We start from the raw sequence: 23643 nt of genomic DNA, 5'->3' as shown, positions 1-23643 counted from the left end.
CGATCTCCCTTAGTCTTTTGGGGGAGAGTGACATTCCTGAATTGCTCATGGGTGACATTTTAGCTTTGCGGCTACAGCACCGATCCGCCCATAAGCAGAATTATGTTAAATCCGGACCTTCCAACACCACCGCGCCCTGCCTGAAGACCGCGAAATAGTTATGCCTCTGTTGGGCCTGCAAACGCGTTGCAGGCCCAGAATTATTCGGCGGGCAGTTGATACTGGGCGGCGTTTTCCCGTGTCAGACGTTTCGAGGCGACGCCGGGTTCCGCGCCCCAGACCGCGATCCAGCGATAGAACACCGGCGTCAGGAACAACGTGAAGACGGTGGCAAACCCAAGCCCGCCGACAATGACCCAACCGACGGCGATGCGGGCCTCGGCCCCGGCGCCAGAGGTCAGCACAAGCGGCAGACCACCAAAGACGGTCGAGACCATCGTCATCATCACCGGTCTGATCCGCAGCCGCAGCGCGTCACGAATGGCGCTGTCGATGTCCTGACCGGCCTCACGCAATTGATTGGCGAATTCGACAATCAGAATGCCGTTCTTGGCCATGACGCCGATCAACATGACCAACCCGATCTGGCTGTAGTAATTCAGCGACCCGCCGCTGAGCGAAATGGCCAATAGCGCCGCCGCAAGGCCAAATGGCACGGTCAACATGATCACGACGGCGCTTGCGATGCTTTCAAACTGGGCGGCAAGCACAAGGAAAACCACCAGAAACGCCACCGCAAAGACCCGGTACATTTCAGTCTGGCTGTCGTTCAGCGTCGCGGCCTCTCCGGTAAAGATCAGCCCCATATCGTCGGGCAATTGTTCGGCTGCGATTTCGGACAAGCGATCCATCGCCGTGCCAAGGTTGACGCCTTCGGCCAGGTTCGACTGGCCCGCCACCGCCAGCGTCCCGCCCTGTCGTTGCAGGTTGGCTTGGCTGACCACCGGGACCAGCGTTGCCGCCGCCGACAGCGGTACATATGACCCGCCGGGCAGGCGCAGTTGAATGGAATCGAGGTCCGAAGGGTCATTGATCGGCGGCCCACCGGGCACCACATTCACATCAGTTTCGGCATTGTCACTGAACACGGTTACGGCCGTGTCACCCTGGATCATGGCGCTCAGGGTTCTGGTGATCTCGGCTTCGGTCAGACCAAAGACACTGGCCATGTCGCGATCGACCCGAACCTCGAATTGGGCTTGCACGCTGTCGTTGGACAATTGCGGGTTAGAGAACATCGCATCCTCGGCCATGGCCGCGATCAGATCGCTGGTCGCTTCGGTCATCGCATCGACATCCTTGCCAGTGACCGCAAATTGCAACCCGCGTCCCGCGCCGCGAATGTTGAGCGAGTTGGTCGACCTTGCGCTGGCCTGCACACCGGGGACACGTGACAATTGCGTGCTGATTTCGGCGACGATCTGGGCCTGCGACCGGTCCCGTTCGGCCCAATCCGGCAGGCGCACAACGATAAAGGCGCTGGTGCCCCCGCCGACGCCGACAATGCTTTGTACCGCGTCAACCTCGCCAGAGGTCAGATAAGGTTCCAGAATTTCCTCGATCAGGACCACCTGACTGTTGAGATAGTCGATTGTGGTATCCGACGCCCCCCGCGCCTGGACGAGGAAGAACCCGCGATCCTCGCTTGGGGTGATGCTGGACGACAATGTTCCGGCCGCACCGGCCGCGACGATGGTGAACCCGCCTGCAACCGCCAAGACGATCAACGGCATGCGAATGGCACGGTCCATCACCGTGTCAAAAATCCGCATGGCCCATCCGGGCGTGGCGGGACCCGTTTGCGCCGCTTGCAATTTGCCGGGATCGAACAAGGCCGCCAGCACCGGTGCCAGCGTCAATGCGGTGATCGACGACAGGGTGACAGCAAAGGCCAGCACAAAGCCGAATTCGCTGAACACGCCGCCCGCCTGACCGGGCAGGAATGAAATCGGAATGAACACCGCCGCAAGGGTGGCGGTGGTGGAAATGACCGCAAAGAACACTTCGTTTGTGCCAGCGGCGGCGGCGGCAAAGGCGCCCATGCCCTGTTGGCGTTTGCGCACGATGTTTTCGATCACCACAATGGAATCATCCACCACCATGCCGGTGGCCAGCACCAGCGCCAACAGGCTGATGGTATTGACCGAAAAGCCGGTGATCCAGATCGCGGCGATGGTGCCGACCAGCGCCACCGGGATGGTGATCGCCGGGATAAGCGTCGCGCGCGGCGAGCGCAGAAAGGCGAAAATCACCGCGATCACGATCACCGTCGCCAACCCGATGGAATTCGCCACCTCATTGATCGAGCCTTCGATGAAGGTGCCGTCGTCCGAGGTGACGACAAGCGCGACCCCATCCGGCAAAGCGGTTTTCAACTCTTCCACCGCGACGGCCACATCGCGTGAGATCGACAGCGTGTTGCCAACCGATTGCCGGGTGATGTCCAGCCCGACCGCGGTTTGGCCGTTGACCCGTGTCAGCACCGCGCCGTCTTCGGGGATCAGCCGGACAAAGGCCACATCCGATATCCGCGTATTGGCATCAATCGGCACCTGATTCACCAGATCCACGGTGGCATTGGCATTGCCCACCCGCAGCGCAAGGGTCTGTGAATTCGATTCCAGTGATCCCAGCGGCGTGTCATCGCGCAGCGCCGACAGGGCATCCGACACGTCGAAAATCGTCATGCCCCGGCTCAGCAGCGCCGGCATGTCGAGCGTCACGCGAAACTCGTTCGCCCGATTGCCGCGCACTGTGACCTCGGCAATTCCGTCGATCACCGACAACCGGTCATAGACAGCGCCTTCGGCCAGTTCCGTCAGTTCATCGAGGCTGGCATCGCCCAACAGCGCGAGGCGGATGATCGCATCGGCATTGCTGTCGCTTTTGGTGACGGTTGGATCATCGTCGATATCATCCGGCAATTGTCGCAGGGTGTTGGACACAATTTCGCGCGCCTCGTTGGCGGCCACATCCACATCGGTGCCTTCCGACAGGTCCACGGTGATCCGGCTGGACCCGGTCGAAGACGTCGATTCAATATAGGACAGCCCCTCAAGCGCGCTGAGCGCGTCTTCCAGAACCTGGGTTACTTCGCGGTCCACCGTGGTCGGCACCGCGCCTTCGTAACTTGTTCGCACGGACAAGACAGGGCGATCCACATCCGGCATTTCGCGCACGTCCACCGCGCTCAGCGCCGCAAGGCCGGCAATCAGGATCAACAGGTTGATCACCATGCCGAAAATCGGACGGGCGACAAAAAGGTCGGTCATCCCGGCGCGGCGGTTGGGTTTTGGTTGTGTGCTCATGACGGGGCCTGGGTCGCGGTTTGCGGTTCACGGTCCAATTGCACCGCCGGAACGCCGTTTGCATTGGCCGGGCGGCTACGTTCACCGGGGCGGGCGCCCCCTGCCCCTGCGCCAGATCCGGCCGCCGGTCCTGCCCCCGGTGCCGCTCCTGCGACGGCGATCTGGGCACCGTTGCGCAGTTTTTGCGCGCCTTCGGTCACGACCATGGCGCCCTCGCTCAGGTCGGCATCGACCCAGACAGAATCGTCCTGCCGGAACAGGATGGTCACCGGCACCTGTTGCGCGGCACCGCCCGCATTGATCCAGATGCTCGACCCCTCTCGCGACCAGGTGATCGCGGTTGACGGCACTTTGGCAAGTGGTGCGCTGAGCTGGGTCAATCGCACGGCAAAGGTCATGCCCGGCCAGAGCAGGCCGTCGGAATTGTCAATCTGCGCTTTGACCGTGACACTGCGGGTCACGGAATCAATCCGGCTGTCGAAGGACATGATTTCGCCGGTAAATACCTTGCCCGCAAAGGTCGAGGTTCCGGCCGAGATCTGCTTGGCCTTGGCCAAAAGCCCAATCGCACGCTCCGGCATTTCGAATTCAATCACCAGCTTGTTGGACTGGTCGATGCTGGCCACAAACCCGTTCACGCTCAGGGTGTCGCCAACTTCGATATCGCTCAGTCCCAATGTGCCGGAAATCGGCGCCCGCACCGTCTGTTTGTCCAGCGCAACTTCGGCCAACCCGACTGCGGCCTCGGCCAGACGTTGGGCGACCCGCGCTTCGGACAGGGTGACATCGGTGATGGTGGAATTGCCGTTCTGCCGCAGCCGCTCATAGCGGGCAACGGTTTCGGTGGCCTGCTGCAACTCTGCCTCGGCGATTTCCAGATTCAGGGTCTGGGTGCGGGCATCAAATTGCACCAGCACATCGCCGGCATTCACCAGACGATTGGCCGCCAGGTTGGCCGCGATCACCGTGCCGGATGTTTCGCTAAGCACATCAACACTGCGCAGGGCGGATGCGGTGCCGATCGCGCTGAGAATGCTTTCATAAGGCTGAAATTCCAATTCGGTCACCGCCACGGTGGTGGCGCCGCCCCTGCGGCCCCCCGGGCCCCGTCCGCCGCCCGCTCTTGCCGGGGGGGCGGATGCGGCCTCGGCCTCGTTGGCCGGTTCCGGGCCAATCATCGCCGCTAATGGGGCCGGCACGCCAAAGGTGACGGCATATGCCGCCGCCAAAATCACAATTGCCCCTAGAAGGCTCGCTATTTTACCCATCACCCGGTCCCTGTCCGATCATCCAAAGGGTAAAACGGACGGCCCGGCGGTTTCCGTCGCAAAAAGATTGAACTTTTTTACTGCCCTGCACTTTGCTCACACGGCGGTGGCCCAGCGGTCAGGATTTGCCGGAAGAAGACACCACATGATCGCCGTCAATGCCGCCCAGCGAATGGAACAGCCCGCTGGTGTTGTTGACCCCGAATTTGCGCAACAGCTTGGCGCGATAGACTTCGACCGTGCGATAAGAGATGTCCAATCGCAGCGCGATTTCCTTGCTGGTCAGCCCGTCTGACAGATGGCTGAGGATTTCACGTTCCCGCCGCGTCAGTGGGGAATAGGGGCGTTCTGCCGAAAGATCGGCAAAGCTCCAGACCGCCCGCGCCAGAGGATCATCCGGCGTAAAGGAATGGCCACGCACCCGGCACCAGAACAATTTACCATCCTTGCGCGCCATGATGCGTTCATCCCAATACCGGTTGGTTTCGCGCAGCTGTTTGACACCGCGGTCGCGGATATTCACGAATTCCGCGTCCGTTGGATAGAGCATCGCAAAGGATTGCCCCCGCAGGGCGCGGCGGGCATGGCCAAACATCTCGGCAAAGGCGATATTGCAGTCCCGGATCACCCGGTTTTCCGTCACCACCAGCCCCACCGGCGCATAGGCAAAGGCCAATGCATCAAAGCGGTCCTCGGCGTAGCAGTCGTCGATACGTATTTCCACGCTCTTGCCCCACTGCGTTCAGTGCTGAATGCTGTGACCACACGTAAACGACGGGCAGGTGCCGCGCAACAGCGGCCCCCGTCGATCTGGGAGGATATCATGAAGACATTCGCGCGGTTCGCCGCCGCCCTTGCTACGTCAGCCACTTTTGCCGGCGGGGCCCTGGCACAGGATTCGATCAAGATCGCTCTGGTGCATGGCCTGTCCGGGTCCAGCTTCGAAGCCTTTTCGAAACAGGCACAAACCGGGTTTGAGCTTGGGCTGGAATATGCCACCGATGGCACAAATGAAATTGACGGTCGCCCGATCGAGGTGATCATCAAGGACACCCAATTCAAACCCGATGTTGCCCGCGCCGTCCTGGCCGAGGCCTATGGCGACGACGAGGTGCTGTTGGCCGTTGGGGCCACATCGTCGGGGGTGACCAAGGGCATGTTGCCCATCGCCGAGGAATATGAAAAGATTCTGATTGTGGAGCCGGCCGTCGCCGACAGCCTGACCGGGCCGGACAGCAACCGCTATGTGTTCAAGACCTCGCGCAATTCGTCGATGGACATGCAGGCCCAGGCACTGGCGTTGAACCCGGATGAAAACCTGTTTGTTGCGACTTTGGCCGAAGATTACGCCTTTGGCCGCGACGGCATCACCGCGTTCAAGGCCGCATTGGAAGGCTCCGGCGCGACCGTGGTGACCGAGGAATATGTGCCGCAGGGCACCGCCGATTTCACCGCCGCAACCGAACGGATGTTCAATGCGCTGAAAGATCAGGAAGGCCGCAAGGTCATTCTGGTTTATGTGGCCGGTGGCGGTGACGCACCGGGCAAGATCCAGGCGCTGGACCCCAGCCGCTATGGTATCGAAATCTCGATGGGCGGTCATATCCTGCCGGTTCTGCCGACCTACAAAAGGTTTCCGGGCATGGAAGGCGCGGTTTATTACTACTACGAGGCGTATGATAATCCGATCAACAACTGGCTGGTCGAAACCCATCAGGAACGTTTCGACGGCCCGCCGGATTTCTTCACCGCGGGTGGTATGGCGGCGGCGTTGGCGGTCGTGAAAACACTGAAAACCGCAGAGAGTTATGAGACCGAGGATCTGATCGACGCAATGGAGGGCATGTCCTGGGACACCCCCAAAGGTGAAATGACCTTCCGTGCCGAAGACCATCAGGCGCTGCAATCCATGGTGCATTTCAAGATCCGCGTGGACGACAATGTCGATTGGGCCATTCCCGATCTGGTGCGGATCATCGAAGCCGACGAGATGGACATCCCCATCGGCCGCGACAACAGCCAGTGAGCTGACACCGGCCTGCGCGTTTTTCGCGGGCCGGACACTTCTTTCAGGATGGATCCCATGCCCCCCGCATCCCTTTCGACGCGTGACCTGACCATTCGGTTTGGCGGTCATGTTGCGGTCAATGCCGTGACCTGTGACTTTCACCCCGGCGAAACCACGGTAATTGTCGGCCCGAATGGCGCGGGCAAGACCACCTATTTCAACTTGATTTCCGGCCAGTTGACCGCCAGCGCGGGCCGGGTGATCAAGGGGGAAGTCGACATCACCCGCATGTCACCCTCTGCCCGCGCGCATCTGGGGGTTGGGCGGGCCTTTCAGCTTACCAATTTGTTTCCGCAGCTCACCGTGTTGGAAAACATCCGTCTTGCGGTGCAGGCGCGTGCCGGTGACGGTTGGGGGGTGTTTCGTGGGGCGCGCAAGCTGACGCATCTGACGGAAAAGGCGGTGCATTTCCTTGAGGCTGCGCATCTGACCGACCGGGCCGAGATGATTGCCGCCGCCCTGCCGCATGGTGACCAACGCAAGCTTGAGGTTGCGCTGTTGATGGCGATGGAGCCGGATATCTATATGTTTGATGAACCCACCGCCGGCATGTCGCTGGATCAGGCGCCCGCCGTGCTGGAGCTGATTGCCGAAATCAAACAAGACCCGGCGAAAACCGTGCTGCTGGTCGAACACAAGATGGATGTGGTGTGCGCGCTGGCCGACCGGATCATCGTGCTGCACAACGGTGAATTGCTGGCCGATGGACCGCCGACCGAGGTGATGCAAAGCCAGATCGTGCGCGATGTCTATCTTGGCACCGCAACGGAGCACACCGCATGAGCCTGCTGTCCATTCGCGATATGAAAACCCAGATCGGCCAGTATCATGTGTTGCATGGCGTCAGCTTCGAGGTGCCGGAGGGCGGGGTTTTCATCCTCCTGGGGCGCAATGGCGCAGGCAAGACGACGACCCTGCGCTCGATCATGGGGCTGTGGCAACCTTCGCCGGGGTCGGTGATGTTTCAGGGCCGCGACATTGCCGGATTGGCCACTGCCGACATTGCCCGGCTGGGCATTGCCTATGTGCCGGAAAACATGGGTATCTTCGGCGGCCTGACGGTTGAGGAAAACCTGATCCTGGCCACGGCCAAGGGGCGGTTCGATCCCGCCCGTCTGCGTCGGATATATGATCTGTTTCCAGCGCTGGAAAGGTTCTGGACCAAACAGGCCTGGTCGCTGTCGGGCGGACAGAAACAGATGCTGTCGGTGGCGCGCGCCATTGTCGAGCCCCGCGCGCTGATCCTGATTGATGAACCGACCAAGGGGTTGGCCCCGTCCATCGTTGCCGCCATGGGCGAAGCATTTCGCGAGATCGCCCAAACCACCACGATCCTGTTGGTGGAGCAGAATTTCAATTTCGCCAAAAGCCTTGGCCGCGACATGGCAGTGATCGACGATGGTCGCGTGGTGCACAGCGGCACCATGGCCGATTTCGCCGCCGATGCCGATTTGCAGGGCGCATTGCTGGGGTTGAGCGCATGAGGACCCAAATGGATAAATTCGGCGAGATTTTGCACCGCTTTGGCGGGGTCAACCTGTTGCCGGTGGCGCTGGCGGCAATCGCATTTGTGCTGATTGGTGCGCCCTCATCCTGGGTCACGCTGACGGTTGCCGGCCTGGCGATGGGGATGATGGTGTTTCTCATGGCGTCAGGTCTCAGCCTGGTGTTCGGGTTGATGGATGTGCTGAATTTTGGCCATTCGGCGTTCATCAGCTTTGGCGCTTTTATCGCGGCGTCGATCCTTGCCGCATTGGGCGGCTGGCTGGATGGCGGCGTGATACTGGCCTCGGCCGCGCTGGCGCTTGCGCTGGTCGGGGCGATCACATTCGGATTGGCGGCGGGGTTGTTCTTTGAAACCGTGATCATTCGTCCGGTGTACCGCGATCACCTGCGCCAGATCCTGATCACCATGGGCGCATTGATCGTGTCAGAGCAGGTCATTCTTGCCGTTTGGGGCGGGACACCGTTCAGCGTGCCGCGCCCGGCATTTCTGGAAGGTGCCTGGATCATCGGCGATGTCAGCATCGAGATTTACCGCCTTTTTGCCTTTGCCCTTGGGGCGGTGGTGTTCCTTGGCCTGATGGTTCTGCTCAACCGCACCCGCATCGGGCTTTTGATCCGCGCCGGTGTCGAAAACCGCGAGATGGTCGAGGCGCTTGGCTTCAAGATCAATCGTCTGTTCATCGGGGTGTTCATGCTGGGTTCTGCCCTCGCCGCATTGGGCGGCGCGATGTGGGCCGGGTATGAAACGCTGATCACCCCGGCGCTGGGGGGCGAGATGATGATTGTGGTGTTTATCGTGGTGATTATCGGCGGACTGGGCTCTATCGAAGGCACGTTGCTGGGGGCAATCATTGTCGGGCTGACGGCGAATTATGTCGGATACCTCGCGCCGAAACTGGCGCTGGCGTCGAACATGATCCTGATGATGGCGATCCTGATGTGGCGGCCCAGCGGCCTGCGGCCGGCGGTGAAGTGAGGCAGATATGAAAACCACCGGAATAAAACAGAGCTACGGCACCCTGACCGTCAAAACCGCGATGCTGGTCATTGCTGGGCTGTTGTTGTTCGCGCCCTTCCTGTTTCAGGATATTCGCGCGCTGGAAGTGGCGGCACGGATCTGCATCTTTATCGTGTTGGTGGCGAGTTATGATCTGCTGCTTGGCTATACCGGCATTGTCAGCTTTGCCCACACCATGTTTTTCGGTTTCGGCTGTTACGGCGCGGCGATTGCCCTGCGCCAGATGGGGCCGGGCTGGGATGCGGTGGCCATTGGCACGCTGGGCGGTGTTTTGGTCTCGCTTGTGGTGGCGACAGTGATTGGGTTGATCTCGCTTCGGGTCAAGGCGATCTTTTTCGCCATGATCACATTGGCGACGGCCTCGGTTGTGCTGGTGCTGGCCTCGCAGCTCAGCCAGATCACCGGCGGCGAGGATGGCATCACCTATCGTGCGCCGGATATTTTCAAAACCGCGACCAAGCTGATGGTCGATGAGGACGGCAAGGTGCTGCGCTGGTTCGGGGTGCGCCTGAATGGCAAGCTGGCGGCCTATTACTTTGTCTTTACGACTTCGCTGGTGCTGTTCCTGATCCTGTTGCGGGTCACGGTGTCGCCGCTGGGCACGGTGTTGAAGGCGATCCGCGAGAATGAGGCCCGCGCCGAGGCCATCGGTTATCGCGTTGTGGCCTATCGGACCTTTGTCTTTTGTCTTTCGGCGGTCATGGCGTCGCTTGCCGGGTCGGTCTATGCGATCTGGTTGAAATACACCGGGCCGGATACGGCGCTGTCGTTTTCGATCATGATCGACATCCTGTTGATGGTTGTGATCGGCGGCATGGGCACGATGTGGGGCGCGGTGATTGGTGCGGTGTTGTTGGTCATGGCGCAATATTACCTGCGCGATCTGATGGGCGCGGCCTCTGAAGCGGTGGCCGGCATTCCATTGCTGCCTGAGCTGCTGGCCCCGGATCGCTGGCTGTTCTGGCTGGGCATCATCTTTATCCTGCTGGTCTATTTCTTTCCACGCGGCATTGCGGGCACATTGATGACACGCGGGATGCGCACATGAACGGCCCCCGCTTCACATTTGTGCCGGTGATGGATCACGAAATTCATGTGACCGAATGGGGCACACCCGGCGCGCCGGCGTTGATGATGATGCATGGTCTGGCGCGCACCGGGCGGGATTTCGACGAAATCGCCGCTGCCCTGTCGGATGACTATCATGTGCTGTGCCCCGATATGATCGGGCGCGGCCGATCCAGCTGGTCTACCGATCCCGATGCGGAATACCGGATCGAATATTATGCCGGGATCGCTTCGGATCTGCTGGATCATTTTGGCATTGGCCGGGCGGCGTGGCTTGGCACCTCGATGGGCGGACAGATCGGCATGCGAATGGCCTCGGGCGCGCATAGTGATCGACTGGTTTCTTTGTTGATCAATGACATTGGCCCCGAAGTGCCCGAGACCGCGATTGAACGCATCCTGTCTTATGTCGGCAACCCGCCAGGATTTGACGGCTATGCCCAGGCCGAAACATGGCTGCGCAGTGCTTATGCGCCGTTTGGCCCGGCCTCTGATGCGTTCTGGAGCCGGATGGCGCGCACGTCCTTGCGGCGTTGTGACAGCGGGCGGCTGACGTTGCATTACGACCCGGCAATCATCCGCCAGTTGACCCAGGCGCCAGAGGAATTGACGACCTGGGATCGCTGGGACCGGATCAGGACCGGCTGTCATGTCTTTGCCGGCGCGGGCTCTGATTTGCTGACCGCCGGCATTTTACAGCGCATGCTGGCCCGTGGCCCGACGCCGGGCCATACAGTGTTTGCGGATTGCGGCCATGCGCCGACCCTGTCGCGGGCCGCGGATATTGCCCGGGTGCGGGATGTTCTGTTGCAATTGACCCCCGCGCCCGGTCGGGTCTAGCCGCTTTCCAACCCGGCAATCATCCGTTCCAAATTCGCCATGGCCACAACACCATCGGCAATGCGCGGTGCTGCGGTCGGCGCGCCGCGCAGCCCCTTGGCGACATCTGTCATCAAGGCGGCATATCCTTTGTGGTCCTCATTGGCGGCGGCGGTGAAATTGGGTTGCCACACCATGCTGTCACAGCTGCTGTCCAGGGTGGCCGCCGGATCATCCACCTTGAACGGCGGATCGCGGTGCCAGGCGACATGGATCACATTGTCGACCTCGACCCGGTTGTGATCGCCCATCACCGTGACCTGTTCCATCGGCGTGCCGCGCGATTGCACCGTGCCCATGACCACATTGCCGATCACGCCATTTTCGCAAGTGAACCCCATATGGAACAGGATACGCCCCGCCGCCGGCGCGTTGTGCCGCACCGTCATTTCCGCGATCGGCGCGCCCGCCAGCCAGGGCATCAGATCCATGTAGTGCACACAATGATGCAGGTAGAACCCGGTGTAATCCACCGCGCCCTCGAAATAGGTCGGCGCGGTCAAATAGCTGCCGGTCAGGCCCAAAATCGGGCCAAACGCATCGCCGCGCAGGATATTCTGGGCGATGCGGTTGCCGGTGGAATAGCGTTTCATGAAGCCGACGAAAATCGGCACGCCGCGCCGATCGGACGCCTCTTGCAACGCGACTGCCTGGGCATGTGTTGCACCGGGGGGTTTTTCCATGAACACCGGCAGGCCCAATTCCATCGCCGCCAGGGTGGCGGCGTAATGCACCTCCGGGCCAACCGCCATGCACACCGCATCCAATCCCGGCTGCTTCAGCATCTCTTGCCAATCGGTATAGGTGCTGGTCACCCCATAATGCCCCGCCGTGGCCGCCAGCGCATCCGGGTCGCGATCACAAAGCGCTGCAATCCGCATGCCCGCCCGTCCGATTTGCGGCAGCAACATCCAGGTCGCATGCCGCCCACAGCCAATCCAGCCGATATTCAACATCTTTTCGGGGGCGGTCATTGCGCATACTCCGCAAAATCAAGCGCGGCACGGATCAGCGCATGTCCGGCCTTCAGCTTGGGCGTTTCATCTTCGGCCGGGGCGCGCCAATGGGCAATTGGCAGCGCCAGACGTTGATCATCGCGGCGGAAGGGTTCCAAAGACACCGGGCCGGAATAGCCGACCTGATGCAGCGCCCGCATGATCGCGGGCCAATCCATATTGCCGGTGCCGGGGAAGCCGCGATGGTTTTCATTGGCCTGAAAATGCACGATGCGCTTGCCCGCAAGACGGATGGCATCCGCGATGGATTGATCCTCCATATTCATATGAAAGGTATCAAGCATCAGACCAAGGCCCGCGTCGCCCACCGCATCCACCAGCGCAATGCCCTGTTGCGTGGTGTTCAGCATATCGGTTTCAAACCGGTTCAATGGCTCGACCGCGAACACCTGACCTGCGGCACGGGCCAGCGGCGCGACCTCGGCCAGGCCGGCGATCATGCGATCCGCACGGGCGCGCATGTCATCGGCGCTGCGTGGCAGCGGTGGCCGCCCGGCAAACACCATCGGTTCCCCGTATAATGGCCCGCCAATGATGGTCGCACCCACCGCATCTGCGCTGTCGATACAGGATTTCAGGTAATCCAACCCGCCCTGACGTGCGCCGGGGTCTTCGGAGGAAATCGAGCGCTGCGGCGTGACCCGTGCCGCCAGCACCACGCCAAGCCCCGCGTCAGCCAAGGCGGATCTGGCCTGCCCGAGGTCAATGCCGTCTTCTGGTTCAGGCACCAGAAGCTCGATAAAGTCAAAGCCCATGGCCTTGATCTCTTGGAACAGATGCAGGTGTTGACCGGTAAATGGCCGCACAAATTGCATGGAAATAATGCCGATAGGGTTGTTCAAAACTTACGTCCTTATCCTTTGACCGCGCCTTGGGTCATGCCCGCGATCAGGCGTTTTTGTATGAAGAGAAAGAGGAGGGTGGCCGGCATGGCGCCGACGATGCCGCCCGCTGTCAGAAGGCCCCATTCGACCTGATATTCGCCAATCAGGGTCTGAATGGCCACGGTGATCGGTTTCACGCTGCGCCCGCCCAGGGTCAGCGCATAGAGGTATTCGTTCCAGGCGGTGATGAAGATATAGACACCGGTGGCGATGATGCCGGGGGTGCACAGCGGCAGCACCACCCGGAACAATGCACCAAACCGGGTGCAGCCATCTGTCATCGCCGCCTCGTCCAGCGACCGGGGAATGCCGTCGATGTAGCTGGTCATCATCCAGACCGAAAACGGGATCGCAACGGTTGAATTGGCGATGATCAGGGCAAAATAGGTGTCCACCAACCCCAGTGTTTTCATCAGGATGAACAGGGGCAGGATCAACAAGACCAGCGGAAACATGTTGATCACCAGGAATTGCAGCATCAACAGCCGCCGCCCCTTGAAGCGGAACCGCGAAAACGCATAGGCCGCAGGGACCGACAGGGCGAGCCCGACAATCACCGTGCCCCCCGCCACAATGAAGCTGTCCAGCAAATTGGCGCCAAAGCCGACGGTGCGAAACAGCCGCAAATAGTTTTCCAGCGTCGCCCCGGCCAGCGACGGTCCTTCGGTGAACAGCTTGCTTTCCTGCGTGACCGAGGTCAGCGCCATCCACAGATAGGGTGACAGGGTAAAGATCAGGATCAACAGAACCGGCAGATCGACGGTCAGAATCCGGCGGGTCAGCGATGTGTTGCGTACCATCATGCGATGTTCCTTCCGGCGCGGCGCAGATAGAGGATCACGAACCCCAGAAGCAGGATGGTAAAGCTGACCGCCAACGCCGAGCCATAGCCGTAATCCAACCCGGTGCGCGCCTTGACCAGCGCATAAAGCGGCAAGGTATAGGTGGAATAGCCCGGTCCGCCGCCGGTCATCACGTAGATCACGTCAATCGAATTCGCGACCCAGATCACCCGCAACAGCGTCGCGGTCATCAACACGCCCGACAGCCCCGGCAGGGTGATGTGCCAGAACTGGCGAAACTGCGATGCGCCGTCGATCGAGGCGGCCTCGTAATAGCTTTGCGGGATGGATTGCAGCCCGGCCAGGATCATCACCGCAAAGAAGGGAAACCCCTGCCATGTCAGCGTCAGGATTATGGCATAGAGCGCCGTGTCAGGGTTGGCCAACCAGGGGATCGCGGCGGAAATCATGTTGAACCGCAACATCAGCTCGTTCAGCACGCCAAAGTTGGAATCATAAATCCAGACCCACATCAGCGCGATCACCACAGAGGGCAAGGCCCAGGGAATGATCACCAGCGCCCGCGCCAAACCCCGCCAGGGGAAATTCTGGTTCAACAACAACGCTGTGGCCAGTCCCAACAGCATCTGTGCGGGCACGGTGATGGCAATCCAGATCACCGTATGGCGCAACGACGTCCAGAACACTGGATCCTGCCAGACGGCGATGAAATTCTTCAGCCCAACAAAATCAAAGTTTTTCGGGCGAAACAGAACATAGTCATGCAGGCTCATCCACAGGGCCTGAACCATGGGCAGGAACACGATGGCCAGGGTCACCAATACGGCGGGTGACAACATGACAAGAGGGAGCACACGGCGCGACAAGGGCACCGGCGGCACAGAGGTGACGGACATTGGGGATACTTCCGGTTCAGGGGGTCGGCGGGCCACCGGGGCAGCCCGCCGAAACGGGATCAATCGTTGTAAAGCGCGTCGATTTCCGCGTTCATTTCCGCGGCGGTGATTTCACCGATCAATGCGCGCTGCATTGCGACGGGCCAAACGGTGTTGGCAAAATCCGCCGTTTCGCTGGTGTTGGGCAAAAGCTGCGCATGGGGCAGCGACGCCACGGTGGCATCGACAAAGACCTTGTCGTGGCCATCCCAGGTTGCGCTGTCGGATTTGGTCACCGGCAATTGCCCGGTCGCTTTGTTGAATTCCGCGTTGTTGCCCGGGCTGGACAGGAAGCTGATCCATTTCCAGGCCGCTTCTTTGTCCTGCGCGTCGGAAAACACCGCCGTGCTTTCATCCCCGAACGAGGTCCAGTGGCCACCGCCGCATTCCGGCACCGGCGTTGCCGCAACCTTGTCGCCCAAGGCCTCGACCATGCCAGCGGAGGACCCGATGTGGTGGATGGTCATTGCCGTCTGGCCGCCCTGAAACGCGCCAATGATTTCCTTGAAGCCGTCATTGGGGGCCGAAGGCGGGAATACCTTGTCCTTCTGGAACAGGTCGAGCACGAATTGTGTGCCCGCAACGCCCGCCTCGGATGTCAGCTCTCCCGGGCCAAAGCCGACCCCGTCACGCGAAACCGTCAGGCTGGCCCAATGGTCATGGCCGCCTTTGCCGCCACGAAAGCCAAACCCATAGACATCTGTCTGGCCGTCGCCATCGGTGTCACGCGTCAGCGCCTTGGCGGCCTCGCGGAATTCATCACAGGTGGCCGGCGGCGTCAGGCCAAGTTCCGCAAACATGTCGGTTCGATAATAGAGATACAGGATCACATATTGCACAGGCAGATAATATTGCGCGCCATCGGCGGCGGCGGTCAGGGTAAACAGGTTGTCCTGTACCTCGGCCTTGCCGTCCCATTCCGCCAGCCAGTCATCCAGCGGCGCAAGCGCACCCATCTCGATCAAGCGGGGCTGGGCATTTAGTTTGACCAAGGCCGCATCGGGACCCGTCCCCGCCACGATCGAGGTATAAAGCTGGTCATAATAGCTGTTCCACGGCACGTTTTCGGCGTTGATGGTGATGCCGGGGTTTTCGGCTTCGAACTTTTCAACCAGCGCGGACATCGGATTGTCGGCATTGTCGAAATGATACCAGAAGTTTACCTCTGCCGCTTGGACCGCGCCCGCCAGGGCCGTCCCGGCCAACAGCGCCGCCGCAAGCGCCATGCGCCGGGGCGTCGTCTTCTTGGTTGCAAATGTCATAGTGTCTCCTCCCTAAGGTATGTATGACTTTGTTTTTGATCTGTTTTATTGTTTTTGGTCGTCTCCTGGGCCCTGACCTTTGTCGGGCCCTGATCCTGTCAGTATTTGGAACATCTCGCCGACATGGCGCAGCGCCAGCCGTGCCTCTTCCAGCGCGTTGCTCATCTGTAAGAACCCGTGCACCACGCCGCCATGCAGATGAAATCTGTCCTGCCGGCCCAAACCGGACAGCCGCGCGAACATGCGTTCGCTGTCGGACCGCAGCGGGTCGATCTCTGCCGCGTTCAAAAAGAGCGGCGGCAGCGCTCGCAGCGTGGCATCATCGGCGCGCAATGGTGACACAAGCGGCATGTCACGGGCGCTTTGCGGTGCATACCAATCCCAATAACGCCGCATTTTCTCTTGGGTCAGACCCGGCCCCATCGCGCAATCAATATAAGAGGGCGAGGTGAAATCGGCATCATAGACGCCATAGAACAACAGGCCGCAATCGGGGCTTGGTCCGTCGTTCTGGATCATGTCCAGCATCAAGGCCATCGCCAGATTGCCCCCCGCGCTGTCGCCGGAAATCGCAAACGGGCCGGTCAGATCGGCAAATGGTCCCTGCCCTTGCGCCTGTCCCTGTGCCAACGCCGTCCAAACGGCGCGGCAATCATCCAGCCCGCCGGGATACGGGTGTTCCGGCGCAAGACGGTAGTCGAACATGACCACATTGGCCTGCGCCTCTTGCGCCAAGACCCGCGCGCAGCGTTCATGGGTCGCCATCGAACAATAGGCCCAGCCGCCGCCATGAATGAACAGGATGGTGCCGCGTGTTGGCCCGTCGGGGGTCAGAATACGACAGTCGATATCACCAGCAGGCCCGGCAATCTGCACGTCGCGTGTTGCCGCCATCAGCGGCAGATTCACGTTCCAGCGGGCATTTGCCGCTTCGGCCTGGGCGCGCCCATCGGGGGCGGGCAGCAAGGTCGGATCGGGCAGACCGGCATCTTCGATCGCCAAACGATCCAGGATCTTTTGCATGTCATTTGAAGGGGATGAAGGCATTGTTATAGTCCCTCCGCCAGAATATTCGGGCCAAAATCGACAATTGTGGTGATGTGACGTGACAGCTCCGCCGCGGCCAGATCGGCATCCGCCGTCGCCAACGCGTCAATAATGGCGACATGGCGGTTGGCGGTTTCCTTCAGATCGCGGTTCTGGTCGGGATGCAGGATCTTGTAACGATGGGCATGCACCAGCGTGCGGGCCAGAACCGGTTGAACCGGCGGCAGATCGGCACAGGAAAACAGGTCGACATGAAACGCTCGGTCATGCACCGACAACAGGTATTCATCACCGGCATCTGCCGCGGCCTGCATCTCTTTCAGATGGGCGGCCATACGGTCGACCAAGGCGCCCCCTTCGCGGGCAATGGCGCGTTTGACGCCGCGACATTCGATGTCATGGCGCAGGCGGATCAATTCCTCGGCGTCTTCGGCGCGGCAATCGGACACCGTGGTGCCGCGATGCGGCTGGCGATGCACCAGCCCCTCTTCCTGCAACAGCAACAGGGCTTCGCGCACTGTGCCTTGGCTTACCTCGAACCGGTTGGCCAGTTCAAGTTCCAGCAAGGTCGACCGTGGCGCGAGCATGCCAAGAACAATCTCGCGTTGCAGGCTGGTGTAGATATGGAAGGACCGCCGCTGGCTTGTGGCCCGCGCCAGTTTTATCGGCGGTGTCTTGGGAAAATTCTCCGCAGCCATATCGTTCCTCTTGCACTCAACTATTGTTATCAATAACGATAATACAAGAAATCACAGAGTGGCAAGCCCCAATTCGGGCGAATGCCAAAACGGGAGGAACGGCATATGGCCACAATCACGCTGGACAAGATTGAAAAGAACTATGGCGCGGTCAAAGCGATCCATGGAATTGATCTGGCGATCAATGACGGTGAATTCGTGGCGCTTGTCGGGCCGTCAGGTTGCGGAAAATCCACGCTTTTACGGATGGTTGCGGGGTTGGAGGATATTTCCGGCGGCCGGTTGTTGATTGGGGACAAGGTGGTGAATTCGGTCGAACCCCGCGACCGCGACATTGCCATGGTGTTTCAGGATTACGCGCTTTACCCGCATATGAGCGTCGCCGACAACATCGGTTTTGGCCTCAAGATGCGCAAAACCAATGACGCCGACCGCAAGACACGAATCGCGGAGGCCGCCCAGATGTTGCAGATCGAGAAGTACCTGGATCGCCGCCCTGCCGAGCTTTCCGGTGGCCAGCGTCAGCGCGTGGCCATGGGCCGCGCCATCGTGCGCCGCCCGTCGGCCTTTCTGTTTGATGAACCACTGTCCAACCTTGATGCCAAACTGCGGGTGGAAATGCGGACGGAAATCAAACGTCTGCATGGATTGCTGGGGCGCACGACGCTTTATGTCACCCATGATCAGGTCGAAGCGCTGACATTGGCGGATCGTGTTGTCATCCTGAAAGACGGCCGCATTCTGCAAGAAGGCCCGCCGCTGGAGCTTTATGAACATCCGGCAACGCGGTTTGTTGCTGAATTCATCGGCTCACCGCAGATGAATATTTTTGACGGTGTAGTGCGAAAAGCGGATACCGGCACGGGTGTTGATGTGGCGGGGCTGGTGTTGCCGTTTGACGGGATTGACGCGCCAGACGGGGCAAAGGTGCATCTTGGGGCGCGTCCCGAAGCGATCAGCCCCAGCGAGACTGGCACGGCGGATGTCACCGCAACCGTCGAAGTGTTCGAACCGCTGGGGTCTGATACTATGGTTTCGGTCCGCATTGCCGGGGCAATGGCGGTGGTCCGGCTAAGCCCGGAAACGCCGGTGGCCCGTGGCATGTCCCTGCCCCTGCGGTTTGACCGCAGCAAATTACACCTGTTTGACGCGGCAAACGGCAACCGGATTGACACTCGCCCCGGATCTTAGGGATCTATGGCGCAACTGAAGCAGGTTGTTTGCACAGTTGCGCCAATGGACGCGGTTTTCGGGGTTTGGCCCTAGACCGGCCAGACGGCTTGCAGCTTTTCACCGGCAAGAATGCGGTCGCGTGCGGCGGCTTCTTCGCGGCCAAGGCTGTCGGCCTGATCCGCCACGGCGACCAGCGTGCTGCGTGAAATGCGCACAACACCATCAATATCGCCAAAAATCACATCCCCCGGTGCGACCGTCACGCCGCCAATCTCGATCGGCACCTGACTGGCCACCGGTTCCTTTTTGCCGGTGACGCCAACCGGGCTGGGGGCGGTGCCAAACAGCGGATAGCCAAGGCCACGCACCTGCGCCAGATCCCGGACCGTGCCGTTGACCACCGTCGCTGCCGCGCCTGCGGTCTTGGCGCCGGAACTCATCAATTCGCCGGAACATGATCCCGGGGCGCAGGAGGCCTCGACCACCAGAATGCCGCCGTCCGGCACATTGTCGATGGCATTGTGATAGACATCCTGCGGCTCGCCCTTGCGATCCGATGGCGCAAATTGCACGGTGACAGCCGGGCCAACCACGACCTGTCCGGGGTCCAGCACCCCAAGCAGCGAAATCCCGTCAAGCACACCCCAAAGGCCCAGCGCCTCCATGCTGTCGTGCACGTCGCCGGAATACCAATTGCGCAGCCGCGCCATCGCGTCCTTTTCAGCCGCGCTGTAATCATATTCAAACATTCTGGTCGCTCTCCATTTCTTTTTTGATGGCGATATGTAGATATTCCGTGCTGCGCGCGATCTGGGCCCGCATCAGCGCCTTTGCGCCGGGGCCGTCGCGATCCCGGATGCGGGTAAATATCTCTTCGTGTTCGTCATAGGCTTCGGCCAGGGATTTGGTGGGCACGCGGCTGGACACCCGAATCATGTCGTTGATAAGATTGGCAAAATTTTCATACATGATCGCCAGAATGCGGTTGCCGGAGGCCCGGACCAGCGCCAGGTGAAAAGCGGCATCAGCTTCGACAAATTCATCAAACGCATTGGCATCCCGTGCGGATCGCATCCGGGCGAGTTCGGCCTCGACCCCGTCAAGCGCCGGGCTTTCGGCCTGCACATGCAGGTCAATCACCTCGACCTCGATCATGCGGCGGGCATCGGTCAATTGACGCAGATAGCCGGGTTCGGTGGCCAATTGCTGGCGCACGGTGACGGCAAGCGATCCGATGAATTCATTCACATCCCGGCGCACCACCATCGTGTTGCCGCCATGGCGCCGCTGCACCAGTCCCTTGGTTTCAAGCGCCTGAATTGCTTCGCGCACAGACCGGGTCGAAATGCCAAAATCGCGGGCGATCTTGCTTTCTGAATCCAGTTTGTCGCCGATTTGCAAATCACCGCGCAGGATGCGTTCCTCTAGCGAGGTTTGCACCGGCACATGAAGCCGTTCACGGGCGGCGGGTTGTATGGGCTGTGCGGTCATCACCAATACCTTCTCTACTATTTTTGCCAGTCTAACCCGGTTGGCGCGACCTGTGACAAGCCTGTTGACGGCCCGCCGTGTTGAGGTTTACGCTACCCATGACATAAGTCATATGTCAAGTGTGCTGACCACATAATGGCCGCACACTTTGGAGCAAGAGGGAGGAAACCATGTTCCACACAGTCAATATGCTGGGAAGTCGCGTTGCCCGCCGGGCGCTGACCGCCGGATTGATCGTATTCGCCAGCGCAGGCGCCGCCCTGGCCGAATGGCCGGAAAAAGCCGTCACCATCATTGTGCCCTGGTCCGCCGGGGGCGGCACCGATGCCACCGCCCGCGCGGTTGCTGCTGAACTGGAGGAGAAATTCGGCCAACCGTTCAACGTTGTGAATCGCACGGGCGGCGGTGGGCTTGTCGGGCATTCCGCCATCGCAACCGCCGATCCCGATGGCTATACCCTTGGGGTGATCACAATTGAGGTCGGCATGTATGCCGCGCAGGGTCTGGCAGGTGCGACGCCGGATGATCTTGCTTATATCGGGCGGTTCAATGCGGATCCGATTGCGATCAACATCGCGGCAGATGCCGATTACAGCGACGCTGCCGGGCTGATTGCCGCCGTCAAGGAAGATCCGGGCGCAATTGCCGCATCGGGCGCGAACCGTGGTGGCCTGTCACATCTGGCCTGGGTCGGATTGCTGGACAAGCTGGGGATTGACCCTCTGGCGGCAAATTGGGTTGCCTCGGACGGTTCGGCACCGGCCCTGCAACAACTGGCCGCTGGCGCAATTGATGTGGTTTCGACCTCACCCGCCGAAGCACAGGCGCTGGTCGATGCGGGCGAAGCCAAAACCGTGGCTTTGATCTCGTCAGAGCGCAGCCAGTATTATCCCGATCTCGCCACTACAACCGAGGTGTTCAACGTCGATTGGTCGCCCCTTCCCTATCGTGGTGTGGCCGCCCCCAAGGGCGTGCCGGACGAGGTTGTAACCAAGGTCGAAGGCGCATTGAAAGAGATCACAGAAGACGCGGATTTCCGGGCCTTCATGGCATCGCGCGGCTTTTCCGTCGCATATCAGACTGCGGCTGATTTCGAACACACCGTGCGCTCGTCGAGCGAAGGTCTCTCGGCGGCGCTGACCACTGTTGGTCTTGCGAAGTAACTGATCTGGCAAAGTAACTTCGAAGGGGCCGACCATATGCGGATCGGGGACAGATTAATCGGGCCGTTTCTGGCCGCGTTCGGCGTGCTTGTGATCTGGGGGGCGTCAAAGCTCCCCAGTGTGCCGGGGGTGCGGTTTGGCGCGGATTTGCTGCCGACCGCCATCGGCGTGGCGTTGGCGGTTTTTGGCGTGATCATCGGGATCAGCGGACTGCGCCAACGCGCGCGGCTGATTGATGTCAGCGATTGGCACACCCGTCTGCGGGATGGCGTTGCGGCGCTTTGGTCGCTTGTTGGTCTGGTGATCGGCATTCTGGCGTTTGAGCCTTTAGGCTTTCCGCTGTTTGGCATTGGGTTCATGGCGGTGATGATGGCGCTGATGGGCGCGCGCTGGCCGGTGATTGTCACCGTCGCGCCGGTGTTTGTCTTTGTGTTGTATTTCGTCTTTTCCGGGATCTTGCGGGTGTCCTTGCCGGTTGGCCCGCTTGGGGGGCTTTTGCCATGAGCGCAGAAACCCTTTGGGCCGGTCTTGGGCTGGTGTTGCAATTCGATGTGCTGGTGGCGATTCTTGGCGGGGCGGTCTATGGGCTGTTTATCGGCGCGCTGCCGGGGTTGACCGCAACCATGGCGACGGCGCTTTTGGTGCCGCTGACCTTTTACATGGCGCCGCTTCCGGCGATTGCGCTGATTGTGTCATCGACCGCAATGGCGATCACCGCCGGCGATATTCCCGGTGCCTTGCTACGCATTCCCGGCACCCCGGCCTCGGCCGCCTATACCGAGGAAAGCTATGCAATGACCCGGCGCGGTCAGGCCGGGCGGGCGCTGTCGATCGGGTTTTTCTTTTCAGCCACCGGCGGGTTGATCGGGGCCTGTGTGTTGTTGATCACCGGGCCGCTGTTGGCGCAATTGTCGCTGAATTTTTCCAGCTTTGAATTCTTCTGGCTGGCGGTGCTGGGGCTTTTGACCTGTGCGGTGGTGTCCGGCGACAATCCGGCCAAGGGCGGGGTTTCGCTGGCTATCGGGTTGTTGATTTCCACCGTCGGGCTGGATGTTACCTCTGGCCAGCCGCGTTTCACCCTTGGGTCGATCGAATTGAGCGGCGGCATCAGCTTTATCCCGGTGATGATTGGCATGTTTGCCTTTTCCGAGATTTTGCGCGGCCTGTCGGCGGCGGGTCGGGCCGATGTGGCGATCCTGAACCGCGACGACAAACCAAAAATTTCCCGCCCGTTCCAAGGCGTTTTCGGCCTGCTGCGCCGCTATCCGCTCAGCCTGCTGCGCGGCACTGCGCTTGGCGCGTCATTGGGGGCGTTGCCGGGTGTGGGCGGCGATCTTGCGGCGTGGATTGCCTATGGTGTGTCGCGGCGGTTTTCCAAGACGCCGGAAAAATTCGGCACCGGCCACCCCGAAGGTCTGATCGAGGCGACATCGGCCAATAATTCCGGCCTGTCCAGCGCCTGGATTCCGGCGTTGGTGTTTGGCATTCCCGGCGATGCGGTGACCGCCATCGCGGTTGGCGTGCTCTATATGAAGGGGCTGGCGCCGGGGCCGCGGTTGTTTGTCGAAAACCCGGTGATGCCCACGGCAATCATCATGTCGTTTTTCATCGCCAACCTGTTGCTTTTCCCGCTGGGCTATCTGGCGATCCGTGGTGCGCGGCTTGTGCTTGCGGTGCCGAAATCGGTGATTGTGCCGATGATCCTTGTCTGCTGTTTTCTGGGGTCTTTTGCCATAAACAACACGTTGTTTGGCGTCGGCATCATGCTGGTTGCCGGTCTTGTCGGCTATCTTATGGAACGCAACGGTTTTCCGATTGCGCCGGTGATCCTCGGGCTTGTGCTGGGGCCGGTGCTGGAACGCAATTTCATCATGTCGATGCAGATCGCGCGCGGCGACCTTTTGGCGTTTTTTGAACGCCCGGTTGCCTGTGGTCTGGGTCTGTTTGTCTGTGCGGTGTTGCTGTTGACCATCTGGAGGGCACTGCGCCGCCGCCACATTGGCACAGGGATCGCCCCATCGCCCATGCCCCCCAAAAACGTAGTGAACAAATAAAG

Annotated in this window: 22 protein-coding genes; 10 read left to right on the top strand and 12 right to left on the bottom strand. The window is 60.5% G+C overall.

Annotation, left to right across the window (positions count from 1 at the left end; all coding sequences use genetic code 11):
* Nucleotides 1-200 precede the first annotated feature (200 nt).
* From Q4577_RS14805 to Q4577_RS14795, 3 genes are all read right to left on the bottom strand, one after another.
* On the bottom strand, nt 201-3308 hold the full coding sequence (locus tag Q4577_RS14805) for an efflux RND transporter permease subunit (protein WP_303470057.1): 3108 nt from the start codon (nt 3306-3308) through the stop codon (nt 201-203).
* Nucleotides 3305-4576, bottom strand: a complete 1272-nt coding sequence (locus Q4577_RS14800) for an efflux RND transporter periplasmic adaptor subunit (protein ID WP_303470060.1) — start codon at nt 4574-4576, stop codon at nt 3305-3307. Before Q4577_RS14800 ends, Q4577_RS14805 begins: the two co-directional genes overlap by 4 nt.
* A gap of 118 nt (nt 4577-4694) precedes the next feature.
* The gene (locus Q4577_RS14795) at nt 4695-5300 is read right to left on the bottom strand and encodes a LuxR C-terminal-related transcriptional regulator (RefSeq protein WP_303470063.1); all 606 of its coding nucleotides are present in this window, start codon (nt 5298-5300) and stop codon (nt 4695-4697) included.
* Nucleotides 5301-5399: 99 nt separating this feature from the next.
* Here Q4577_RS14795 and Q4577_RS14790 point away from each other — a divergent pair, with 99 nt between their 5' ends.
* From Q4577_RS14790 to Q4577_RS14765, 6 genes are read left to right on the top strand one after another with little or no spacing between them, the layout of a single operon-like run.
* A complete protein-coding gene (locus Q4577_RS14790) occupies nt 5400-6602 on the top strand; it encodes a substrate-binding domain-containing protein (RefSeq protein ID WP_303470065.1) in 1203 nt (400 codons plus the stop codon).
* 57 nt (nt 6603-6659) lie between these two features.
* Nucleotides 6660-7427, top strand: coding sequence for an ABC transporter ATP-binding protein (locus Q4577_RS14785; protein WP_303470068.1), 768 nt, complete (start codon nt 6660-6662; stop codon nt 7425-7427).
* Complete coding sequence (locus Q4577_RS14780) at nt 7424-8128, top strand: ABC transporter ATP-binding protein (protein WP_303470071.1); 705 nt, start codon at nt 7424-7426, stop codon at nt 8126-8128. Before Q4577_RS14785 ends, Q4577_RS14780 begins: the two co-directional genes overlap by 4 nt.
* Nucleotides 8129-8136: 8 nt before the next feature.
* Nucleotides 8137-9126 carry a branched-chain amino acid ABC transporter permease gene (locus Q4577_RS14775; RefSeq protein ID WP_303470073.1) on the top strand — a complete coding sequence of 330 codons (990 nt, stop codon included), beginning with the start codon at nt 8137-8139 and terminating at the stop codon, nt 9124-9126.
* A 7-nt stretch (nt 9127-9133) separates the two neighbouring features.
* Nucleotides 9134-10216 (top strand): branched-chain amino acid ABC transporter permease, encoded by a 1083-nt coding sequence (locus Q4577_RS14770; protein ID WP_303470075.1) that lies wholly within the window; start codon nt 9134-9136, stop codon nt 10214-10216.
* Nucleotides 10213-11076, top strand: a complete 864-nt coding sequence (locus Q4577_RS14765) for an alpha/beta fold hydrolase (protein ID WP_303470077.1) — start codon at nt 10213-10215, stop codon at nt 11074-11076. Before Q4577_RS14770 ends, Q4577_RS14765 begins: the two co-directional genes overlap by 4 nt.
* On the opposite strand, the gene Q4577_RS14760 is transcribed toward Q4577_RS14765, so the two are convergent.
* The 7 genes from Q4577_RS14760 to Q4577_RS14730 are packed head-to-tail and all read right to left on the bottom strand — an operon-like array spanning nt 11073 to nt 17760.
* Nucleotides 11073-12089, bottom strand: coding sequence for a Gfo/Idh/MocA family protein (locus Q4577_RS14760; protein ID WP_303470079.1), 1017 nt, complete (start codon nt 12087-12089; stop codon nt 11073-11075). The genes Q4577_RS14765 and Q4577_RS14760 overlap by 4 nt on opposite strands.
* Nucleotides 12086-12973, bottom strand: a complete 888-nt coding sequence (locus tag Q4577_RS14755; protein ID WP_303470081.1) for a sugar phosphate isomerase/epimerase — start codon at nt 12971-12973, stop codon at nt 12086-12088. Before Q4577_RS14755 ends, Q4577_RS14760 begins: the two co-directional genes overlap by 4 nt.
* 11 nt (nt 12974-12984) lie before the next feature.
* Nucleotides 12985-13818, bottom strand: coding sequence for a carbohydrate ABC transporter permease (locus Q4577_RS14750; protein WP_244691061.1), 834 nt, complete (start codon nt 13816-13818; stop codon nt 12985-12987).
* Nucleotides 13815-14714 (bottom strand): carbohydrate ABC transporter permease, encoded by a 900-nt coding sequence (locus tag Q4577_RS14745; RefSeq protein ID WP_244691060.1) that lies wholly within the window; start codon nt 14712-14714, stop codon nt 13815-13817. Before Q4577_RS14745 ends, Q4577_RS14750 begins: the two co-directional genes overlap by 4 nt.
* Before the next feature lie 59 nt (nt 14715-14773).
* Nucleotides 14774-16015: a sugar ABC transporter substrate-binding protein gene (locus tag Q4577_RS14740; protein WP_303470084.1), complete on the bottom strand. Its 1242-nt coding sequence runs from the start codon at nt 16013-16015 to the stop codon at nt 14774-14776.
* A 45-nt stretch (nt 16016-16060) separates the two neighbouring features.
* Nucleotides 16061-17062 (bottom strand): alpha/beta hydrolase, encoded by a 1002-nt coding sequence (locus tag Q4577_RS14735; protein WP_303470087.1) that lies wholly within the window; start codon nt 17060-17062, stop codon nt 16061-16063.
* Nucleotides 17063-17064: 2 nt separating this feature from the next.
* Nucleotides 17065-17760, bottom strand: coding sequence for a GntR family transcriptional regulator (locus Q4577_RS14730; protein WP_303470090.1), 696 nt, complete (start codon nt 17758-17760; stop codon nt 17065-17067).
* Nucleotides 17761-17865: 105 nt separating this feature from the next.
* On the opposite strand from Q4577_RS14730, the gene Q4577_RS14725 reads away from it, so the two are divergent.
* A complete protein-coding gene (locus tag Q4577_RS14725) occupies nt 17866-18951 on the top strand; it encodes an ABC transporter ATP-binding protein (RefSeq protein ID WP_303470092.1) in 1086 nt (361 codons plus the stop codon).
* A gap of 71 nt (nt 18952-19022) precedes the next feature.
* On the opposite strand, the gene Q4577_RS14720 is transcribed toward Q4577_RS14725, so the two are convergent.
* Together Q4577_RS14720 and Q4577_RS14715 are read right to left on the bottom strand one after the other, a co-directional pair.
* Nucleotides 19023-19682, bottom strand: a complete 660-nt coding sequence (locus Q4577_RS14720; RefSeq protein ID WP_244691055.1) for an RraA family protein — start codon at nt 19680-19682, stop codon at nt 19023-19025.
* Nucleotides 19675-20424, bottom strand: coding sequence for a FadR/GntR family transcriptional regulator (locus Q4577_RS14715; RefSeq protein WP_303470095.1), 750 nt, complete (start codon nt 20422-20424; stop codon nt 19675-19677). The genes Q4577_RS14720 and Q4577_RS14715 overlap by 8 nt, the downstream gene beginning before the upstream one ends.
* Before the next feature lie 170 nt (nt 20425-20594).
* Between Q4577_RS14715 and Q4577_RS14710 the strand changes: the two genes are divergently transcribed.
* Genes Q4577_RS14710 through Q4577_RS14700 form a run of 3 tightly spaced genes read left to right on the top strand, consistent with a single transcriptional unit; the run spans nt 20595 to nt 23641 of the window.
* Nucleotides 20595-21587: a tripartite tricarboxylate transporter substrate binding protein gene (locus Q4577_RS14710; RefSeq protein WP_303470097.1), complete on the top strand. Its 993-nt coding sequence runs from the start codon at nt 20595-20597 to the stop codon at nt 21585-21587.
* Between the two features lie 36 nt (nt 21588-21623).
* Nucleotides 21624-22091, top strand: a complete 468-nt coding sequence (locus tag Q4577_RS14705) for a tripartite tricarboxylate transporter TctB family protein (RefSeq protein ID WP_244691053.1) — start codon at nt 21624-21626, stop codon at nt 22089-22091.
* Nucleotides 22088-23641, top strand: a complete 1554-nt coding sequence (locus Q4577_RS14700; RefSeq protein WP_303470100.1) for a tripartite tricarboxylate transporter permease — start codon at nt 22088-22090, stop codon at nt 23639-23641. Before Q4577_RS14705 ends, Q4577_RS14700 begins: the two co-directional genes overlap by 4 nt.
* The last annotated feature ends 2 nt before the right edge of the window (nt 23642-23643 follow it).

The organism is Marinovum sp. 2_MG-2023, assembly GCF_030548265.1.
Taxonomy (GTDB): Bacteria; Pseudomonadota; Alphaproteobacteria; order Rhodobacterales; family Rhodobacteraceae; genus Marinovum.
Note: the sequence above shows the minus strand (reverse complement) of the source record. Positions and strands in the feature narration are given on the sequence as shown.

What these genes read in the sequence shown, in the direction of transcription:
- Q4577_RS14710 (WP_303470097.1), top strand. Translation starts at nt 20,595, where the DNA reads ATGTTCCACACAGTCAATATGCTGGGAAGTCGCGTTGCCCGCCGGGCG.
- Q4577_RS14790 (WP_303470065.1), top strand. Translation starts at nt 5,400, where the DNA reads ATGAAGACATTCGCGCGGTTCGCCGCCGCCCTTGCTACGTCAGCCACT.
- Q4577_RS14785 (WP_303470068.1), top strand. Translation starts at nt 6,660, where the DNA reads ATGCCCCCCGCATCCCTTTCGACGCGTGACCTGACCATTCGGTTTGGC.
- Q4577_RS14745 (WP_244691060.1), bottom strand. Translation starts at nt 14,714, where the DNA reads ATGTCCGTCACCTCTGTGCCGCCGGTGCCCTTGTCGCGCCGTGTGCTC.
- Q4577_RS14805 (WP_303470057.1), bottom strand. Translation starts at nt 3,308, where the DNA reads ATGAGCACACAACCAAAACCCAACCGCCGCGCCGGGATGACCGACCTT.
- Q4577_RS14705 (WP_244691053.1), top strand. Translation starts at nt 21,624, where the DNA reads ATGCGGATCGGGGACAGATTAATCGGGCCGTTTCTGGCCGCGTTCGGC.
- Q4577_RS14700 (WP_303470100.1), top strand. Translation starts at nt 22,088, where the DNA reads ATGAGCGCAGAAACCCTTTGGGCCGGTCTTGGGCTGGTGTTGCAATTC.
- Q4577_RS14720 (WP_244691055.1), bottom strand. Translation starts at nt 19,682, where the DNA reads ATGTTTGAATATGATTACAGCGCGGCTGAAAAGGACGCGATGGCGCGG.
- Q4577_RS14730 (WP_303470090.1), bottom strand. Translation starts at nt 17,760, where the DNA reads ATGGCTGCGGAGAATTTTCCCAAGACACCGCCGATAAAACTGGCGCGG.
- Q4577_RS14735 (WP_303470087.1), bottom strand. Translation starts at nt 17,062, where the DNA reads ATGCCTTCATCCCCTTCAAATGACATGCAAAAGATCCTGGATCGTTTG.
- Q4577_RS14725 (WP_303470092.1), top strand. Translation starts at nt 17,866, where the DNA reads ATGGCCACAATCACGCTGGACAAGATTGAAAAGAACTATGGCGCGGTC.
- Q4577_RS14775 (WP_303470073.1), top strand. Translation starts at nt 8,137, where the DNA reads ATGGATAAATTCGGCGAGATTTTGCACCGCTTTGGCGGGGTCAACCTG.
- Q4577_RS14715 (WP_303470095.1), bottom strand. Translation starts at nt 20,424, where the DNA reads ATGACCGCACAGCCCATACAACCCGCCGCCCGTGAACGGCTTCATGTG.
- Q4577_RS14770 (WP_303470075.1), top strand. Translation starts at nt 9,134, where the DNA reads ATGAAAACCACCGGAATAAAACAGAGCTACGGCACCCTGACCGTCAAA.
- Q4577_RS14800 (WP_303470060.1), bottom strand. Translation starts at nt 4,576, where the DNA reads ATGGGTAAAATAGCGAGCCTTCTAGGGGCAATTGTGATTTTGGCGGCG.
- Q4577_RS14760 (WP_303470079.1), bottom strand. Translation starts at nt 12,089, where the DNA reads ATGACCGCCCCCGAAAAGATGTTGAATATCGGCTGGATTGGCTGTGGG.
- Q4577_RS14750 (WP_244691061.1), bottom strand. Translation starts at nt 13,818, where the DNA reads ATGATGGTACGCAACACATCGCTGACCCGCCGGATTCTGACCGTCGAT.
- Q4577_RS14780 (WP_303470071.1), top strand. Translation starts at nt 7,424, where the DNA reads ATGAGCCTGCTGTCCATTCGCGATATGAAAACCCAGATCGGCCAGTAT.
- Q4577_RS14765 (WP_303470077.1), top strand. Translation starts at nt 10,213, where the DNA reads ATGAACGGCCCCCGCTTCACATTTGTGCCGGTGATGGATCACGAAATT.
- Q4577_RS14740 (WP_303470084.1), bottom strand. Translation starts at nt 16,015, where the DNA reads ATGACATTTGCAACCAAGAAGACGACGCCCCGGCGCATGGCGCTTGCG.